The organism is Frateuria hangzhouensis, from assembly GCF_026410505.1.
Lineage (GTDB): Bacteria > Pseudomonadota > Gammaproteobacteria > Xanthomonadales > Rhodanobacteraceae > Frateuria_A > Frateuria_A hangzhouensis.
Genome location: NZ_JAPMIU010000016.1, coordinates 1 through 19,579, shown reverse-complemented (window position 1 = coordinate 19,579; position 19,579 = coordinate 1). Strand labels below are relative to the sequence as shown.

The following is a 19,579-nucleotide window of genomic DNA, read 5'->3' as shown; positions in this document are numbered from 1 at the left end:
GAAACTGCCACGTAGTACGGGCAGGTCACAGGGGGAGCCCATGAAGGAAGATCATCTCGAATCCGCCTGTCTGGACTGGCTTACGCAACTGGGCTGGAGCTGCGTGCACGGTGACGAGGTAGCGCCGGGCGGTACGGAGGATGCGCGCGCCAGGTACTCGGACGTGGTGCTGGCGGCGCGCTTGCGCGAGGCGGTCGTGCGGCTGAACCCTGCGCTGACGGTGGCGGAAACGGACGAAGTTGTGAGCCAGCTCACCGGCTACGGCGCGCAATCGCTGGTGGACGGCAATAAGGAGGTCTACGACTGGTTGCGCAACGGCGTACCCGTGCAGCGCATCGAGCCAGACGGGCGGCGCAGCGTCTTGCGCGCGCAAGTCTTCGACTTTGCTGGAACCAACGATCTGTTAGCGGTGCAGCAGTTCACCGTTCAGGGGCTCAAGGTTCGCAGGCCTGACATAGTGCTGTTCGTCAACGGTTTGCCGCTAGTGTTGATCGAGTTGAAGAACCCGGCCGATCTGCACGCCGACATCGAGGCGGCGTGGAACCAGGTGCAAACCTATAAGGCGGATATCCCGCAGCTGTTCTATTACAACTTGCTGAACGTCATTTCCGACGGCACCGTGGCGCGCTACGGCGCGCTCACCGCGGACTTCGGGCGCTATTCGCGCTGGCGGCTGCTTGGCGGCGAAAAGGTCGCGAAGGGCAGGTTGGAACTCGACGTGCTGATCCTGGGTCTTCTCGATCCCAGCACATTGCTGACGTTTTTCCGCAGCTTCGTCGCGTTCGGCGGAGCCTATGGTGGCGCCGGGTTCAAGATCATCGCGCAATGGCACCAGTACCACGGCGTGCAGAGCGCCGTAGCCCGCGCCGCTGACGCGCTGCTTCATCGGAAGGATGGCAAGGGCGGCGTGATCTGGTTCACCCAAGGGTCGGGCAAATCGCTACTAGCGTTGTTCTATGTGATGGCGCTCCGCGATCACCCGGAGTTCCGTAACCCGACCGTGGTGCTGGTCACCGATCGCAATGATCTAGACGGCCAGCTGTACGAGACGTTCGCCGATTGCGCGTGGTCGCTACGCGGCACGCCGGAGCAGGCACAAAGCCGCGACGACCTGCGCGACAAGCTTTCGAGTGTGCAGGCGGGCGGCATCTTCTTCACTACCATCAACAAGTTCGCGCCAGAAGCGGGAAGCACCACCGTACCGGTGCTGTGCGACCGTTCCAACGTCGTGGTGATCGCAGACGAGGCGCACCGCACGCAGTACGGCTTTCGCGCTGATCTGGACACCCAGACGGGAAAGACCAGGTACGGCCTGGCCAAGTACATGCGCGACGCGCTGCCCAATGCCATCTACCTGGGTATGACCGGCACACCGGTGAGCCTGGACGATCGCGACACGGAGGCGGTGTTCGGCACCTACGTCGACGTCTACGACATGATCGCCGCACAGGACGACCAGGCGGTGGTCCCGGTGAGCTACGAGTCGCGCATTATCGAGCTGCGCTTCAACGAGGCAGAGAAGCAGGCGTTGATGGATGAGTTTCTCGAAGCCACGGACGACGAGGACGAATCGCAGCAGAACCGCACGGTCAGCCGCCTGACCCGTCTGGAGGCGCTGGCGATGGCGGAGGGACGGCTTGACGTTCTGGGCGCTGACCTCGTGGCGCACTGGGAAGCACGCACCGAGGCCGTGGCAGGCAAGGCGATGATCGTGGCGATATCGCGCGAGGCGGCCACTCGACTGTACGGGGCGATCGTTAAGCTGCGTCCGGACTGGCATAGCGACGATATTCGGGAGGGTCGAATCAAAGTCGTCATGACCGGCAGTTCGGCCGACCCTGCGCACTTTCAACCGCACCGCACTGATAAGCCACAGCGCAAGCTGCTAGAAAAGCGCTTCAAGGATGCAGGCGACTCGCTCCAACTGGTGATCGTGCGTGACATGTGGTTGACCGGCTTTGACGCCCCGCCCGTGCACACGCTGTATGTGGACAAGCCGATGCAGGGTCACGGCCTGATGCAGGCGATCGCGCGCACGAACCGCATCTGGAAGGATAAGCCGGGCGGCTTAGTGGTCGACTACATCGGCATCGGAGAGGAGCTCAAAAAGGCGATCAAGCAGTACACCAAGGACGCTGGCGCCGAGCGTGAGCCGGTGGATACCTCCGGAGCTGCACTGCGAGTCCTGCTGGATACGTTGGACGTGGTTCGCAAGGAGTTCTTCCACGGTTTCGACTACGCCGGGTTCGAGGACCCCAAGAAGGTGCTGGTTCTTCTTGGCCCGGCACTGGAACACGTCCTTCAGATCAATCCACAGGTCGATGATAAGGGCCGCAATGTCGGCGTGCGCAGCTATCTGGACCAGGTCGCCCGTCTGACCACAGCGCAAGCCCTGGCTGGCACCCAACCCGAAGCAATGGCGGTACGCGAGGAGATTGCCTTCTTCCAGGCAGTGCGCGTATGCCTGATCAAGCTCACCCGCGCCGGTGCCAGTCGTTCGCGGCTGGAGAAGGAGGCGGCGCTGCGCCAGTTGGTGGCCAAGGGCGTGCTGGTTGAGGGCGTGAACGACATCTTCGCCACGCTCGGCCTGGGCAAGCCGGATATCTCGCTACTGGACGAAGAGTTTTTGAAGCAGATCCGCGAGATGCCCACCCGGAACCTCGCGGCCGAATTGCTGCAGAGACTGCTGACCGATCAGGTGAAGGCTCGCGGTCAGAAGAACGCGATGCAGGGCAAGGAGTTCACCAAAAAGCTGGAAGAAGCCATTGCCCGCTACCAAAGTCGCGGCCTGACAACGGCGCAAGTGATCGAGGAGCTGATCAAGCTCGCCCGGGAGATCAACGCAGCGCGCCCGCCTGATGGCATGAGTGAAGAGGAGTTCGCGTTCTACCAGGCGCTGAGCGAAAACGAATCGGCGGTGCGCGAGCTGGGTCATCCTGTCCTTCGTGCACTGGCGCAGGAGCTGACCGACAAGCTGAGACGTTCGGCCACAATCAACTGGCAAAACCGAAAGGACTCACGCGCCCGCATGATGGCGATGATCAAGGTGCTGTTGGTAAAGCACAAATATCCGCCTGACAAGCAGGTGGAGGCCACAGAAAAAGTCATCGCACAGGCCGAGCTGCTCGCGGATTTGTGGGCTGAGCCTCCGCACCGAATGGAGGCGATTGCTCGGACTCAAGATTGTGTGATCTGAGGGCGCGTCCTTCACTCTGCGTCTGTTGCGCGTACTAGTAAGAAAAACACGTAAAAACATGCACTTGCGTAGCATCTCACGTTCCGATATGGTCGCCTCAGGTAGGCCTTAAGCGGACAGAGCGTGATTGACCGCAACGTGAGATCACCCACCACTAACTGGCTCATGCAAGAGCACGGCCCGCTCTTGTGCGCCTCGGTCGCGGCCAAGCTTCTGGGATTCAAGAGCACGGACGCGCTGCGGCAGGCACGTATTCGCCACCGTCTCCCCGTCCCGATGTTCACCATCGAGGGGCGCCGTGGCTGGTTTGCGTCCACGGAAACCGTCGCAGCCTGGCTGGAGCAGACCGTCGATCATGGCACGTCGGGAGCACCTCGCTCCTATGGATAGGGGAGCTCCTCCTCTATCCAGCGAACCCGGCCGTGCATCGGGCGTCAAGCCCTTGTGCCGACTGGGCAGGCGAAGGAATGTCTTCGCTCCGGTCTATCTGATGATGGCCGCTGGCCAAGGAGGTGGGCGAGCGTAGGCCTTCTAAACAACCCACCCGGAAAAAAGAAAAGCCACCCTGTGGCGGGGTGGCTTTCTGGCGTGACCTGAGGGCTCAAGTCTAAGTCGCTTGAGCGGCAGTGTGTTCCCTGCCAGCCCTTCAAGTCAAGCCTCCGACACCCAAAACAAATGCCGCCGTTCGCGGCATAGGAGGCGTGCGTGCGCGAGAAGCATGCAGACCGACTCATTGACGGCAGAAGCATCAGGGGGCCTCACACAGCTCACTCGAGCGAGTCGAGGTGCCTATCATGAGGATGACCATCGAGAAACTCGCCGGGCTTATAGGAGAAGGACGTGGCCTTGGGGCGGGAGACCACTACAAGCCATGGGAACAGATAACCCGTAAGCGAGCATCACCGTTCTCGAACCTGAACATCGTTCCGGTGCCGCATCTCACGCGCCTTGCTCACTTTCTGTCGCGTGGGGAGCGGGAATTTGGCCTGCTCCTGTGGTGGCTGGGCGCGGAGGATGTTCGCGAGCAGTATCCCCTATGGCCCTGGCCGCATCGGCAGCCGCTTGAGCAGATCGCGCCCCACGCTTCCGGGATGCCTCAGCACCCGGGGATGGCCGCACTCGCCGAGGAGGCTGGGATCAGATTAGGTCGATATCCGGGACTGAACGTACCCGTCATTCTCTCTTTGGATCTCCTGGCGACGATCCCTACGACCGCCGGGCCTCACCGCCTAGTGGGCTTCAGCTGCAAACCGCGTGCGCTGTTCCACGCCGCAGCCTCACGATCGCGCCTCAGAGAGCGTCTCGAACTCGATCGTCGATATTGTGCCGCTGCAGGCATTCGCCACCGGCTCGTTCATCCCGAGCAGATATCGCAAACGCTGGTTGTTCAGCTCCATTGGCTGGCCCCGATCATGCCGAAAGGCGAACTAGAACTGTTGATCCAAGGCCAAACCTATCAGGCATACCTCGCTCACATCGCGCCGATGATCTACGAGCTTCCTGCTCATCAGGCGTCCTGTTCAGCCGCTGGGATGGTTGGGTGGAGCGAAGAACAAGGCCAGCAAGCCCTCAGGCTCGCCCTCTGGTACCAGCACATCGATGTAGACCTATCGCAACCGGTCAACCTGACGCGCGTTCTGAAGTCTGGTGGCATATCCCTCCGACAAGAATTCCGAGAGCAGTGGTTCGGAGGGCAAAAATGATTCCAATCAATGGCCACATTCTTCGGCCAGGTCTTGGGGAGGCCTGCATCACGGGTGACCATCGTGTGGTGTCTGTCCAACAGTTTGCGGATGCGGTCTGGCTTATTCCAATGCCTCGAGGAACAGGCACCAAGGGTGGGCGACAGCGCTACTTGACCGGCCCAAAGCGGTTCTGCCTGTCAACGGTCTCAGAAGCACTCCAGCAGGGTCGCTTGATCATGGAGGACGTCCCTTTGCCGGGTGTCTGGCAAATGACAGATGCAGACTATCTCGGCAGTGCGCCAAGTGAGCGGCAAAGGAACTTGAGGGCGAAACGTCTCCAGAAGCGAGATGAATGCTGGGAGGCCGTCCAAGCGGTCGTCGGCGCAGAGTCTGCCCAGGACTTGGCGCCTCAGGCCAAGCGGCTCGCGGACAAGATCAAGGCAGTAGCAAAACAGCACAAGCGAAGCCAACCAACCATCTACAGCTGGCTCCACCGATACTGGGCCGGACGGGAATGCGTTAACAGCCTTCTTCCCAACACCAGTTCTTGTGGAGGCCCGGGAAAGCGAAAGACGCCAACGACACGTCGCGTGGGTCGCAAATCCCGGAAGTTCAAGGCAGGACTGGTCGAGAGCGAAGGCTATGTGCTGACCGCTGTGGATCAGGAGCGCCTGGCGATGGGATATGCCTTGGTGAAGCCGGGATTCACAGTAGCGGACGCCTACCATCTGACGATGGGGGCGTATTGGTCGGAAACGCACCAGGACCCGCGGGGTCATATTAAGCATGACCTGTTTCCCGCGCACCGTCGCCCAACAAAGGTGCAGTTCGAATATTGGGGTCGGTTGCTTCACGGCACTCCTCTGCGGCGCAAGCTCCTCGGCGTAGATCACTGCTCGACATCGACGCTTGCGGTTGCAGGGCGCGCTCAGGACCAAGTTCAGGCCGTCGGCCAGATGGCGATGATTGATTCGACGTCATCGGACGTGTACCTCACCTCGATGAGGTCCCGGCAGATCGTGCTGCCACCAATGCACAGAACGATTGTCGTCGACGTAGCTTCCACCTTGGTTATGGGCTTTTGCATGAGCTGGGAAGCGCCGAGCTCAGCCACGTCATTGCAAGCAATACTTTGTGCCGCGAGCGATAAGGCGGATATCGCAGCAAGATTTGGCATCGACCTGAAGCCGGACGACTGGCCCGGTCTTTTGCATCGTCTGTACTTGGCCGACAACGGTGAAATGAAGTCCGCAGCGCTCGTGGAGGCTGAAAAGCAATTTCGATTTGGCGTTGAATACGCCAAGGCGTACAGCGGCCAGAGCAAGAGTCTTGTCGAGACCCAGCATCACACGGACCACAAGGCGCTGGACCACAAGCTCCCTGGCACGACACGCGGACGACAACGTCAGCGCGGCGAAACTCGTCCTGCTGACGAGGCGCTGTGGAACTACAACGAATACATGCGCGAGTTCATCTTTGCGACGATTGAGCACAACAACGAAGAGGTACCTGATCTTGCCCCCTTTGATATGAAGCGCGCTGGCATACGCCCAAGCCGGCGCAATGTCTTCTGTTGGATGCGCGATCACGGCATGCGAGCAGACATATCTTGCGACCTCGGGCAGTTAAGAGCATTCACCCTTCCCAATCGTAAGGCTGTGATGCGCCGGGACGGCATACATTTGCTCATGAAAAACGGCATCCGGCTCCTTCCTGGCCATCGCTTCTTTGCGGGCGACCTGACTGATCATCCGTTGTGGCAGCGTGCAGTGAGCACCGGACGTACCGTCAAGTTGACCGTAAAGCTTGATGCCAATGACCTGAGTCACCTTTGGCTGCCGAGCGACAGGGGGCTCCTGCGCATACCAAACGTTCAGGCCGAGCAGGCCCTCCTGGAGGGCCTGACGTTCGTTGACACGAACAACGAGGTCGAGAGGGAGGACCTCAGGTTAGACATGGCTCGTGAAGCCGAAGATCAGACGAACCTCGACACGTTGGTGAGGCGGAGTGAAGTAACTCGGAACGCTGCGCGAGAGAAAAAGACCGAGGCGGAGAGGCTCCAGTTGACGAAAAAAGAAAAGGTGGTGCGCAAACAGTCGCTCAAGAAAAATCGGCAAGATGAGATGGCCGCCCTCGCGCTTTCTTCGACGGTGAGCGCGCCACAACTTCCTAAAGAAGAAGTTGTACCCGTTGCCAACCGGGCGACGGAAGCAGCTGAACGAGCTATGGCTGCGTTTCTGAAGACCGTCGCGCGATGAAAAACAACAATCTTGACCATCCAGAGCTGATTAATGGGCCCAATCCATTGCTGGAGGCGATGGCGCCATACATTAGCTTTGAAGACATGCCGGCTGCATTAGCCCGCCAGCCGCTCGAATCGTTAAACTGGCGAGCCATACCGCCCGCGCAGCGCATAACCTTCCTCGAACAGTACAAATGGCACTACTGGCCAAGCAGTCTTGTTCTGGACCTCGCGGAGAGTATCCAGACGATGTTGCGGAGCGGGCTAGCAGCGCGCAATCCCTTTTCCGTCCCAGAACAACGCCGGATCAATACGCTAGCCCTCACTGGAGAGGCGCACAACATGCCCCTTCAATCACTCCGCACGCCTGCAGGCGGAGGGATTATTTCAGCCATCACGGGCATGGGAAAATCGGCAGTGCTAGCAAGGACCTTGGAAGTGATAGCTCCGCAGCAGGTCGTAGTCCACAGCCGAAGCGAAGCGTGTGGGTGGTCAACTCTAACGCAGGTCCTCTATTTGGTGATTGATGCCCCATTCAATGGAACGCCGGGAGGATTGCTTGCGCGAATTGTCGAGGGGCTAGACGTTCTCCTGGGTACAGATTATGCCAACGATCGACGCAAGTTGCGCAACCTTGATCAGCAGCTCCTATTTGTCACAAAGCTTCTATCCAACCATCGGGTTGGTCTGCTTGCGATTGATGAGAACCAGCAAGCTAACTTTGACGAGAGCTTTTGGCAAAAAAGCTTCGTACTGTTCTTTCTTGGATTAATGAACTTGGGGATACCAATTCTTCTGCTGGGAAACCCGCTGGCATTTGTAGGACTGGAAAGCGCATCTCAAGACATCCGGCGCTTCTCCACGGCGGGCTATCACAAGCTGACACCCGCTCCCTCGTTTTCAGAGACTTGGTGGTCCAGGGAGTTTGTTCCTGGCATGTGCCTCTTTTCTCTATGTGACGAAGTCCCTGCGAAGGAGGGGATCGTAGAACAGACCTTTGACATGTCGGCCGGCGTCCCCGGGCTCTTTGGGCCGCTTTGGATCGAGGCACAACGAATCGCGCTACGACGTGGGGGTGAGGTCGCTCAGCTCGAACACGCGGACTTCATCGCGGCTTTGGACACCCCGCGTGTTAGAGAGCTTCATGCGATGGCCCTTCAGGTTCGCGGCAAAGCGCCGGCTCATCGCTTCACCGACATGCCATTCAAATCCAGAGGTGCGCCAGGGTCCGCTCAGTCTATACCCGCTGACGAATGCGACGGCGCATCCACGCCACAAGCGAGAGTGTCATCTGACCACGTAGGCGCTGTTCGCAAGGCCATGGAACGAAAGGTCAAGGCTAAGGAGCGAGCAGCTGAGAAGCGAAGGGAGAAAGCCGAACATCTCACGCCCGAGGACATGAGGAGACACGAACTTCAAATGGAGATGTTCGCTAGCCTGAGAGGAACGCAAGAGCCGCTCCTGGCAGGCAGTGATCGTGCTCCGCCCAAGCGGCGATAGGCCTCCATCTATGAGTTGCCTCGCGACCAGGCGACTTCACGGCGACGCATCTCCTTCATCAGCCATGAGGAGTTGCTCCAGGTTTGTTCTTTGGACATTGTTTCTAACAGTTCGCCTGGAAGAGTCGTCGCGAACCGCCTTACAAGCAGTCGGTCAATGCGCAGACTGGCGTCAATGCTATAGACGTCCACGTCCCCTGCCAGCGCGCGGTAAAGAGCCGGGGGGAAGTTCGCATCCATGACGTATCTTCGGAGCTCCGCCTGCGTTCGTGGCGAAAGCCATGATCCAAATGGTTTGGCTTGACTTAGCTCCAAGGGGACCAGGTGAGGGGGACTTTGTCGCCTCGGCGGGCTCATCTGAAGGTGGTCAAGTGCCCCCACGATGACAAGCCGCGAAGCTACGTAGCTTGCCTGCACACGCTGATCTAGCTCCGCGTTGACGAAGAGCTCCCCGTCTGCGATATCGAGAGCAGCAGCCACTTGACCGACGGAAACATCCCAAAGCTGTCGAATGGTGGCCTCGATGACTTCGCATGCGCGCGCCAGCGTGCCAAAGCGACGTACGACAGCGTCCATCACCAGCATCCACAGATCCGGCGCAATGCCAATCAAATCTCCACCGAAGGTCTCCTTCCAGAGATGGAGGTAAGCGCAATACCCATCTGAAATGGGTAGGGTCGAGGCCTTGGCGTTTGTCTTTCGTGATTTATGTTCGCCGGGTAGCGTCAATGGCCATCTCCGGCGAGCATTATTGCTGATGCCGCCTTCATCGCGCAGTTCTGTTCCGTGGTAAGGGCAATGTCCAATAGACGGCAGCAAGTGAAGTACGCGCCACGATGCAAAGCCCTGGTGGTCCATGTCTTCTTGGATACACCCATCGCATGAGCGCAGGCAAGTTGTAGCGAGCCTTGGAATTCGCCTTCGTCTATGCCCTCTGAATGCGGCGTGGACGGCATCACCTTTGCCTGACTCAAGTCGGCTTGCAAGGGCGTTAGCAACTGATGCTGGCATCGTTCGCGAGTACACGCCAAACAAGGTGTGCTGTTCGAGAACTTGGCGCACAGGCACCGATAGGCCAAACAGCCGTCGCGTTGCCTCACTTGCGCCGGCTCCCAGCACGCCCCTCTGGTTTTCGCGCCCGAGAATTGCTTTCAAGGATTGCCCTGCGCTAGACGATTGAAACATCCGGTTGTGTATTACGACAGCACTCAGTAGCGTCGAGCCGGGCTTTAGGTAGGGCATGTAGCCGATATATGACATGCTTAGTCCGGGTTGGTTGGGCCAATCTGGAGCCAAAGTGAGGGTAGGTTATCTGCCAGCCAGGCTCGGTCGTGGCGATACAGCCACATGTAGCCGTTACCCGGAATTTGTCTTAGCGCCTTGACTGTTAGGTGCGGGTTCTCCCGAATGAGTGCCCGAAAATGCTTTCGCGTTCGCTCTCGACTCCGATAGAACCGAGCGATGCACCATGACTCCTTAAGATCTGGCTCTGAGGAAAGCATTCGATTGATAGTGATTTGAGAGACCCCAACTTGCTCCGCAACAGCGCCTGCGTCCGCGCCGGCCATAAGCGCGATCCTTGCCAAGTTCTTCTTATCGTCGGAAAACACTTTGGCGCGAGACGTATAGCGCAGCCCAAGCTGTTTGGCCCATTTGAGGCCTGTCGTCGTGCAAACGCCCGCCTTGTTGGATGCCGACCGAATGGACGACCCGGCGATTACATGGCATCTAAAGGTCTCTATGGAACTCACCTGCGGGCCCAAGGCGCTCGTGGGCGTGCCCTCATCAATGGGCGAGAGCATGTCTTCGTAGGCTTCAAGGAATTCCTCCCAGGCCTCAAAGAGCATGCATATAAGCAGAAGATGCTTCAGTGGATGGCCCGGTCTCGGTCGTCGTCGCGCCAATGCACCTGCCAAGCCCGGCCAGTCTCCTGTGACTGCCTGAAGTGATTCGAACCCGGGCACGCTCTCAATTCCACGAAAATGTGAGCGGGTGGCTTTGATGAGCGCCGTGAGTCGCAAGCTACCTTTGGCTGTCGCGAGCCCCTTGCTATGCAATGCTTTCTGGTAAACCCTTGCAAGCACACGTGGGTTGAGTGATCCAGGCGCCAGCATGGCAAAGCGCGCGGAATATTCAGCTACAGTTGTCAGCCGATCCATCTGCTCTTCACCGAGAACAGGCACCTCTATCCATTTTCGCTTCAGGCCGCTCCTCGGCAGCAACCACCCGCGTCGATGTACTGGCGTGACTGGGTCCCACGCAATGACGAGCGGGCGCCTGTGCTTCCGGCAGACCATCGCGGAGGGCAACTGATCGTCTATGTGCCAGTAGGCGAACCCATGGGTTTCCTCGTCGTCGTCGAAGCATTCCGGGCAACCCTTGAGGTGATGATGGCCTCCGATGCGGCTGGCTGCGATGCCAAGCTTCATCTTCAGCTCGGGCATTGTTCCAGCGAAGACGCGCTGCAAGATGCCCTCTGCCTGATCGACGTGAACGAGGGGGAGGAAATACCCGAGAAGGGTGTGCTGAAGTGCTATATCCCTGGGCTCTCCCAGCTGTCCTCTTGTTCGCTCAGCGAGGTGGTGAAGGAGGCCGGGAAAGTCGTGCATCAACGCTGTGTAGGGCGAACCAAACAAGCTTCGGCTCGTCGAAGTCGCGCTTGATCCATTCCATGCGTGCACCAGTCCACACCAACTGTAGAGGGTCTGATCAGCGACTAGCTTCGGTAGGTTCAGGGACATTCGCCGTGAGGGTTGCTCTATCGGGCCTGAGCAGTACAACATGGCTCGAAGTGCTCGTGTGGATTGGATTTTTTATTACGCGGCCGGCCATCAGCGGACGAGAACTTGGTCGCGAGGGAGAACCATGGGAACGACGACGAAAAGCAAGCGGGCCGCCAAGTGGGCATTGGCTACAGTGGTCGCGATCGGTTTGGTGTTGCCACTGATCATCGCGTTGCTAGTTAGCTTCACCGCCGACACAACCATGCGCGTGGGTGACGTGGGGAGCTTTGTATCGTCAACCACTAGTGCCGGCGGACTTTTCGCCCGGCCTGCAACCACTGTTCAGACCTCGGTCGGAAGCCTCGTGGTGTCCGGTAGGTTGTCCGCCGTCAAAGGGCAACGGCTTGCAGTGGAGGATCGGCTGAAATCCGGCCTGCACTTGTGCGTACAGACGACGCCACCCACCTGTGTGGATGTCGAGGGTCCTTGGACCGGCGATATGAAGCCTGTCCGAAATCAGTGGCAGGTGTTCGGGTGGCTTGCAGCACGCGTTAGTGTCGCTGCAGCCGGGCTCTGGTTTGTTCTTGGGCTCATTTCAACGATGGTCGCGGCGAGCCTGCTAGCAAGCGCAGGCGGTTGGGCCGGAGTGGAAGACGCTCGGTAACGACCAGTGCTGGACCTTAGCGAAATCACCGTCCAGCACCAGATGCGCGAGGTTCATGCACCCGTATCTTTGCGGGAGGCTGCTAGATGGGCTAGGAGACCCTCCTTGAAGTAGGATCAGGTCTCGGCAAGGACTGTGCTGCTGCGGCACATTGGGACGAGTTCTAAGTCGGGCCACCTGCCTCGGTTCCGCGGGGCACTCGCCTATCTACACTTTCATCAGATCTAACAGGGATGGCATTCAGGGTCGTCAATTCGTACGCGGCGGCAAGCGCTGGGAATGAGGTTTTCCTCGTCCGGGACAACTGGAACGCCAGGATATCGAGCGACTGAAGGTCGGTTACGGGGTGAAACGATAGCTTTGCGACGCAAGCGCGAGGCAGGCATGTTCCGCACGCTCGATGCCACGGCAGTGAGCAGCGACAGGCCTGCCAACATGCGGACCTGTCAGGCGATGGCTTCCGCCGCCCACACGACAGGCGCCTGCGACACACTCCCTGTTGGCGGGGCTCATCGCAGCATGACGACACAATGCGAAGGAGCCCGGTCTCCAGACGGGGCGGGCGCAAACGATGTCAGGCCCTAAGCGGTCGCCGTCGTCGTCGCGATGTTCGCGACGCCCACTTCTTTCATGCGGCACGTCGGAAGTACGTCTCAGCCTCTGCGATATCATCACGCGAGCGGGCCGGTCAATAGGCGAACCGCGATCCCGATAGGGCATCGTGGGCGTGCCTCTTTTGTGACGCGTACCAATTACTGAATTAAAGGATACGGAGCGATACTTGGACATCGAGATTTGGGACGGCGGACTGCAAGAGCAAGAGATTGAGGCAATCCACAAGATCAAGGCAGCGTTCGCAGATGTCCGTCCGACGGACAACTCACGAGGTGGTGTCAACTCACTGAAGGAGCAACTTCGCCAGCAGTTCGGGCGTTCCCGGAATCACGCGTGGAAAGGGTACGCAGGATTCAGGTTCGTTGACTCACGGGGCAGGGAGGGTGAGTTCGACCTTGTCATCGTCACTCATTGCAACATCATCATCGTCGAGCTGAAGGATTGGAACCATGAGCCGGTAACGGCCGACGGGGACATCTGGTTCAAGGGCAGTAAAAATATGGGGCGCTCGCCCGTCAGTGTCACAAGAAACAAGAAATTCCTTTTAGAAAACAAGATCAAAAAGATCTCGTCTCGGTTTACCAACAAGAAGTATCCGCCGCGCGTTTATTTCTATGTCGTCATGACTGGAAATGCCGACTTCAGCCAGCTTCCAGAGGTCGACCGGCAACATACGATCTCACTGAAGGATTTCCTGCGTCTCTCCGATCGTGGGAGGTTCAACGATGTCTTCCGTCCTCATCCAGACTCCCAGGTCCTAGATCAAGACATCCCAGTCTTCGACGAGATGTTCCTCGGGCGCAGCACAGCCCCGAAGGCTCTGAAAATAGGTGGGTACACGGCGATTGAGGAAATATTCGAGCATCCCAAGCTAGTGTACAAAGAATACCTAGCGAGCTCAGAGACGTCGAAGGGGGCCGAGGCCCTGCTACGGGTCTGGAACTTCAAGAAGCTCCAGGGAAACAAGGCCTTCACTCCCGAAGGAAGGGCCGAGATCGTGTCCCGCGAGCGGGAGGTGCTGCGGTTCATAGGTCTGCAGAACCGGGACCTCTACAATCACTGCTTGCGCTCGTTGACCGGCTTTGAGAAGGAGCAGGTCACATCCCAGCATAGCGAGGTCTATGAACTCCCCCCGGGGCACGTGAGGTTCAATGAGTTCATAGGTAGGTACGGCAATTCCTTCAGCATTGGGGATCGGCTGAATCTTACCAAGCTGCTCCTTTCAAAGTTTGGCGATCTCCATGACGTCAAGGTCGCGCATCGGGACATCGCCGACCATAGCCTATGGCTTTCGCCCTCGAAGGAAATCGCCCTCTCTAATTTTATCTCTGCGTACCACAAGCCGATCGGCACGGTTGGGGACTTCAGGGAAAGTCTTTCGGTCGGAGCCTTGGAGGTGAAGGAGATGTTGGATGCCTCGCCATCCACTCCGTTTCGCCAGGACGTCCATGCGCTCGGGCTGGTGTCGTGGCACCTGCTTACGGGCCAGCGGATGTCGCCCAAGAGCCTTGCGAATATTCAGGACGAGATGCTTGCAAGTAACCACTGGTATGCAGGCGTCCTTCTCGATGCAGTGTCAGGATCATTCGAGGATGCAGCGGCATTCTTCGATGCCTTTAAACGCGCTGAGCCGGCTGGCGAGGCGATACCGACATTCGACGATTCCGAACTCGAGCCTTACCGCCACTCCATTAATCACACGCGGCAGTTCCCTGAGCAAGGCGATTTCGTAGTGTCGACTGACGACAAGGAAGTCTATTTTTCGCAAGGCAGGCTGGTAAAGGCGTGGTTGAATGCTGGCGGCAGGACGGATGACCCGGCACGCAATTTCCGTGTTCTCGCGTTCCTGCGGCGCTTGGATAAGCTGGCGTCCGTGAACCCGGCCTACCTCCCTCGGATCTTGGAGTACGGGCTTGCAGCCCGGTCTGGCAGCATGTATCTCGTGACCGAAAGAGTCGACGGGGCGACGTGGATTGATGCGCAAGTCGATGGAGCTGGGCGACTGGACGTCATCAGGAGGCTTGTCGATGCCATAGAGCACCTCCACAGCCTCGGCATCTCGCACGGCGACCTACATCCAGGCAATGTAATGCTGGATAGGTCGAGCGGTAACTTGTACCTGGTCGATACCCCGGACTTCTCGCACAACACCGGCGATATCAGAAACCACCTCTACAGCCCGGAGAACATCGACGACTGCTCGTCCGAGCAGCGCGACATCTTTGCTGTGCTCAGGATGTCGTCTGAACTACTCGAACTGGAGTGGGGCCGCGAGTCAAGCGCCTTTCCGGGAATCGCTCACGCGATCCAATCGGAACTGGCCGACGTCGAATTCGGCTTCCGGAGCCTCGGGCGGTTCAAGAAGGCCCTGACGGCCGCGACGGGGGAGCAGGAGGAAAGGTCCATTGAGATAACGTTGACCCATGTCGGTGAGCCTGTGGCGATCTTGCCCGACAACGGGCACGTCTACGTCAAAATCGAGATGCCTAGGAAGGGAAGGAACCACTACCCCGTGACGTTCTCTGGTGTGGGCGGATCCTTCGTCGCCTTCTACGATAAGGATAAACGCGATTTCGTCGCAGGCACGACTCCTCGAGTCCGGTCCGGGGTGGGTCCTAGGGAGATTGAGGAGAGCCAGCTCGAGGTGAATGCGGCGATCCGAATCAAGCCCGGCCGCCCTGAGCAACTTTCGGGCTTGTCTGAGTATCTGCGAAGCGATGATGCGTTCCTTCGTGCATTCGAGATGCTGCACTCAGCTCCGGCGGAAATCGATGGATCGGGCGTGAGCAAGCAGCTCAAGGATCTGTTCGACAATAGATCTGCTTCCGTGCCGGAAGGGCGCCCGGGTGCTTCCTTTGACATACCGACGCAGGCGCTCTGGCGCGCTATCCTCGCCACGGAGACGGAGTCGAGCCCAAATATAGAATTGAATGGCGCTTCCATCACGCCATCGGACGTGACTTCAGAACTGATCCTCCCGTACGAGGCGGACAACGATCCGCTTGGCGCCTTCGCCAGCACGGACGAGGTCGAGGCGCTCCTCATCGATAAGAACGGGGCGGAAAAGGTCATCGGCGAGGTGCTTCTCAAGAAGTCTGCATTGAACGAAGTTCGACTACACAAGCTTCGGTTTTCTGCGCGTGGTCTCAGGGATGGGGAGTTGGTCTACTTTAGGTCCAAGGCGGACCGGGCTTCGTACCGCAAACGGAAAGCCGCACTCGAACGTTTGTTGGACCGCGAAGGAGTGCTGTCCGACTTGGTGGACCTGTTCGATCCAGGCTGCACTAAGGTCGCGACTTCATACGATATAGCCGTCACGGACGAGGACTTCGCCAAGTACGATCGCGAAGACCAGCAGGGGAACAAGATCAGCCTGAACGAGCAGCAGCGTCAGGCATTCGTGAAGCTCCTGAACCATGGGCCCTTGTCGCTTCTGCAAGGGCCTCCAGGGACAGGAAAGACGGAGTTCATTGCCGCTTTCGTCCACTATCTGGTTGAGAAGATGGGCGCGCGAAGAATCCTGCTGGTGAGCCAGTCACACGAAGCAGTCAACACCGCTGCCGAGCGCATAAGGAAGCATTGCGGTAGGTTGGGGACTCCATTAGAGGCGGTCAGGTTCAGCAATCGCGAGGGAGCTGTTTCGCATGGGCTAAAGGACGTCTATTCTCATGCGATCACTGCCGAGAGGCGCGAGTTGTTTAACGCGGAATACCGCTACCGCGCCGCCGCGCTGGCGGATGCGCTCGGCCTTGAGGCTGAATTCATATCGAAGGTCCTCGATGTGGAGTTGAAGCTGTTCAAGCGGATAGACCATCTCGAGTCCCTCCTCAAGAACTTCGAAGAAGTGGGCGACGAGGAGGACGCCGCGGCGCTCAAGCCAATCCTCGTGGGATTAGACGAGGCCATCCGTGCCAAGCTCCGTGACGAGTATGGGGTTTCGCTCTCCCAGGAAAGCAGGGTCTCCGAGGCCAAATCCATCCTGATCTCGAAGCTCTGCTCCGAGTATGGCGTTCGCCCGAACGAAACAAGGAGGGTCCGAGCGCTAGCACGGTTATCCCGCGACATACAGGATGCGCTATCGGCGGACAGGGTCAATTGCGACGAGTTCTACGCTAGGTCGAGGCAGCTGGTCACCGGGACCTGCGTCGGCATCGGCCAAGCGCACATCGGCATCCAAGAGAATATCTATGACTTCGTGATCATCGATGAAGCAGCACGTTCGATATCCAGCGAACTGGCGATTGCCATGCAGTCAGCGAAGCGCGTCCTCCTGGTTGGCGACCACTTGCAGTTGCCCCCTTTGTATTCCGATGCGCACAAGGCTGCTCTTGCCCGCCGGCTCGGTATCAACGACAAGCATGTCGATCTCGATGAAGTCTTGCGGAGCGACTTCGCACGCGCCTTCAATTCAGAATATGGCAAGCAGGCGAGCGCCACGTTGCTAACCCAATACCGGATGGCGCCACCCATAGGCAACCTTGTTTCGCGGACCTTCTACGACGGCAGGCTGGACAACGGGGTCAGGGTCATCCCCGGGATCTACCACGAGGCCCCGCCCGCACTCCGCTCCCCAGTGACGTGGTTGGACACCTCGGCACTTGGTGAGCACGCGAACCACCAAGACGACCGGGGCGTCAGCATCTACAACCGCTGTGAGGCAGAGCAGGTCATAGAGGTATTGCGCCAGATCTCGGACAGTGGCCAATTCTTGGCCGATCTCTCCGAACTCAAAGACAAGGATGATGCCCTGATCGGCGTTATTTGCATGTACGCCGAGCAGAAGCGCCTTATCCGGCAGAAATTCACCCAAGGCGTATGGAACGACGGGTTCAAGGCATTGGTGAAGATCGACACCGTCGATAGCTATCAAGGTAAGGAGAACCGGATCATCATTCTGAGCTTGACGCGTTCAGACAAGCGCCGCAGCGCTGGGTTCTTGCGCATGCCAAATCGAATTAACGTCGCAATGTCCCGTGCAATGGATCGGCTGCTGATCGTAGGCAACGCCGATATATGGAGGACAAATAACAGAGATAGACCCCTTGGCCAAGTCGTCGCGTACATGGATGAGATGGGCGAGGGCGCCGGCTACAAATTCATTCCTGCGAAGAGGAAGCGATAAGGTGGCAGCAGTGGAAAGAACTATGGTCTACCACGAGATTGACTTCTTGTTGCCAGCGCAGCGCTTCAACATCAATTTCTCGTACGTCACTCAGAAGGGTCTCCCTTTCGTTCGTGAGTTCGTACTTCGCCTCGTCCACCTTGCGCCGATCTCCACGGCACAGGTTGCGACGTTCCTAGGTTTTTCACACATCGAAGCCCAAGAGGCGATCAGGGACCTCGTCGAGCGCGATGAACTCGGATTATCCGATAGCGGGCAACTCACGCTCACCGAGAAGTCTGGCGGCTATTTCACAGACCTTGGTGAGGTTCCGCGGTTATCTCTGCTACAGGACAGCGCGACCTGCCTCACCTTTGATCTGGCCACTTTTTCATGCATTGGGAACGAAAACTCTCAGGAGAAGTGGAAGGCTGGCATTTCGCTCAAGGTTAGAGACGATCACACCTCGCGAAGCGAGGTGCACGTGGAGAAGCATTTTCAACGTCAGTTTGATGAAATCATACGAAAGGGGTTTCTCTCCCGTGCGTTGACGCAAGACGAAAAGGATTCGCCGACGGTCTATACAGTGAATTCGGTGAACAAGATTAAGCAGATGCCGTTGAGACTTTCAGTGCAGTTCAAGGTGGCTTGGGATGGGAGGAGCGTAGAGCGTGAGGACTTCGAAAAGCTGAAAAACTCTGACTACGTGCACGAGCAAATCTCTCTAGAGCTAGATCGCCTTGCTAGGCCAGGAAATTTTATCGAGATTGCGAAAGCAATGCGCGATATCGGCGACGCGGAGACCATCAAGGTTTTCGATTCGAGCGGTAGATCCATCAATTTACAATTCCTTGAAGACTTGGCAAAGCTCGAGTCCAATAGCGACCGCAAGAGAATACCTTTTATTGGGCCGATCTATTCTCCTCAAAACTGGGAGTTGGTCCAAAGACATTTGGCACCCGTCATTAAAGAAAGGCGAGAAAGCAAAGCGGACCTTGGTGGGACACGGGTGTTTTGGATTGCGCCCAGCGACCCGTATTGGGGCAAGAGCAATAACGTCCTGGCGAGAGTGAGCGAGCTCGTAGGCACATCGAACGCGAAAGGCAAGAGGCTGTATTCGCCGACAATTTTCCTCCCCGTATCCGGCCAAGATGACAAGAAGGTCGCGCGCAGGTGGAAGAGTGAGTTCGACCCCCACATCGAGAGGCTACGTGCACTCCGTGAGGGATTTCTCGGAGGCAACGTAGAGGTGCTGCATTTCGAGGGCAAGTTCGTAGTAGTCGTATACCACCTCGTGTTGCCCGACTCCTACCCTGTCAGCTTACCGGTTGGGTTCATTAGTGCCGACGAGGATGTCGTCTCGCGTATTGGGCGATTGGTAGACTCCTATGTTGCTGGGAGTTCCAGTTTCAATCAGCCCAATGATTGCGGCCCGCTGGGCCAGTTCTAAACTGAAAGGGTCGCGGCACAATTGGCGTCAATGGCTCGCGCATGCGAAAGCGGACCGATGGGTCCATTGATCCAACAGGCTCGTAGGAACTCGTCCCGGCACTTAACGAAAACTTGACGATTAACCTCAATCTTGATATGGTTCCTAGTCTTCGGAGGTGTGGACGGTTCGAATCCGTCGCTGCTTAAAAGGTCTGCCTTGTTGTTCTGTACCAGCGTCGGGCTAAGTGTGTTGGCAACTGACCCAACCATGATAGTCGGCGCGCTTACAAACCTAAGGATGGTCTGATCAATCGCCGCGCAACCACTCACGCGTGACATTGGTCCCGTCAAAGCGAAAAACGCTCATTTTGACGGCGGAATGCCGCCTTATTCGCTCCGCAGTTGACCTCTTTGGTCCACTGC

General features: G+C 58.0%; 9 protein-coding genes. 7 read left to right on the top strand and 2 right to left on the bottom strand.

Translation table 11 applies throughout. The annotated features are described in order from the left end of the window. Positions 1 to 40 precede the first annotated feature (40 nt). The 4 genes from OSC30_RS14570 (at position 41) to OSC30_RS14555 (ending at position 8,623) form a co-directional block, all read left to right on the top strand. Positions 41 to 3,196 (top strand): type I restriction endonuclease subunit R, encoded by a 3,156-nt coding sequence (locus OSC30_RS14570; RefSeq protein ID WP_267172591.1) that lies wholly within the window; start codon positions 41 to 43, stop codon positions 3,194 to 3,196. 794 nt (positions 3,197 to 3,990) lie between these two features. After that, on the top strand, positions 3,991 to 4,899 hold the full coding sequence (locus OSC30_RS14565; RefSeq protein WP_267172590.1) for a PDDEXK family nuclease: 909 nt from the start codon (positions 3,991 to 3,993) through the stop codon (positions 4,897 to 4,899). 572 nt (positions 4,900 to 5,471) lie between these two features. Next, positions 5,472 to 7,139, top strand: a complete 1,668-nt coding sequence (locus OSC30_RS14560) for a hypothetical protein (RefSeq protein ID WP_267172589.1) — start codon at positions 5,472 to 5,474, stop codon at positions 7,137 to 7,139. Continuing rightward, positions 7,136 to 8,623, top strand: a complete 1,488-nt coding sequence (locus OSC30_RS14555) for a hypothetical protein (RefSeq protein WP_267172588.1) — start codon at positions 7,136 to 7,138, stop codon at positions 8,621 to 8,623. The genes OSC30_RS14560 and OSC30_RS14555 overlap by 4 nt, the downstream gene beginning before the upstream one ends. Positions 8,624 to 8,631: 8 nt before the next feature. On the opposite strand, the gene OSC30_RS14550 is transcribed toward OSC30_RS14555, so the two are convergent. Both OSC30_RS14550 and OSC30_RS14545 read right to left on the bottom strand, forming a co-directional pair. Beyond that, a complete protein-coding gene (locus tag OSC30_RS14550) occupies positions 8,632 to 9,807 on the bottom strand; it encodes a TniQ family protein (RefSeq protein ID WP_267172639.1) in 1,176 nt (391 codons plus the stop codon). Positions 9,808 to 9,884: 77 nt separating this feature from the next. After that, positions 9,885 to 11,363, bottom strand: a complete 1,479-nt coding sequence (locus OSC30_RS14545) for a TnsD family Tn7-like transposition protein (RefSeq protein ID WP_267172587.1) — start codon at positions 11,361 to 11,363, stop codon at positions 9,885 to 9,887. Between the two features lie 124 nt (positions 11,364 to 11,487). Here OSC30_RS14545 and OSC30_RS14540 point away from each other — a divergent pair, with 124 nt between their 5' ends. The 3 genes from OSC30_RS14540 to OSC30_RS14530 all read left to right on the top strand — a co-directional run bounded on the left by OSC30_RS14540 (position 11,488) and on the right by OSC30_RS14530 (position 19,175). Further along, positions 11,488 to 12,009 (top strand): hypothetical protein, encoded by a 522-nt coding sequence (locus OSC30_RS14540; protein WP_267172586.1) that lies wholly within the window; start codon positions 11,488 to 11,490, stop codon positions 12,007 to 12,009. A 781-nt stretch (positions 12,010 to 12,790) separates the two neighbouring features. Continuing rightward, a complete protein-coding gene (locus tag OSC30_RS14535; protein WP_267172585.1) occupies positions 12,791 to 17,746 on the top strand; it encodes an AAA domain-containing protein in 4,956 nt (1,651 codons plus the stop codon). 22 nt (positions 17,747 to 17,768) lie between these two features. Beyond that, positions 17,769 to 19,175, top strand: a complete 1,407-nt coding sequence (locus OSC30_RS14530; RefSeq protein WP_267172584.1) for a hypothetical protein — start codon at positions 17,769 to 17,771, stop codon at positions 19,173 to 19,175. Positions 19,176 to 19,579 lie beyond the last annotated feature (404 nt).

Excerpts from the sequence above, each read along its gene's own strand:
- OSC30_RS14570 (WP_267172591.1), top strand. The coding sequence starts at position 41 with ATGAAGGAAGATCATCTCGAATCCGCCTGTCTGGACTGGCTTACGCAA.
- OSC30_RS14565 (WP_267172590.1), top strand. The coding sequence starts at position 3,991 with ATGAGGATGACCATCGAGAAACTCGCCGGGCTTATAGGAGAAGGACGT.
- OSC30_RS14555 (WP_267172588.1), top strand. The coding sequence starts at position 7,136 with ATGAAAAACAACAATCTTGACCATCCAGAGCTGATTAATGGGCCCAAT.
- OSC30_RS14550 (WP_267172639.1), bottom strand. The coding sequence starts at position 9,807 with ATGTTTCAATCGTCTAGCGCAGGGCAATCCTTGAAAGCAATTCTCGGG.
- OSC30_RS14545 (WP_267172587.1), bottom strand. The coding sequence starts at position 11,363 with ATGTCCCTGAACCTACCGAAGCTAGTCGCTGATCAGACCCTCTACAGT.
- OSC30_RS14540 (WP_267172586.1), top strand. The coding sequence starts at position 11,488 with ATGGGAACGACGACGAAAAGCAAGCGGGCCGCCAAGTGGGCATTGGCT.
- OSC30_RS14530 (WP_267172584.1), top strand. The coding sequence starts at position 17,769 with ATGGTCTACCACGAGATTGACTTCTTGTTGCCAGCGCAGCGCTTCAAC.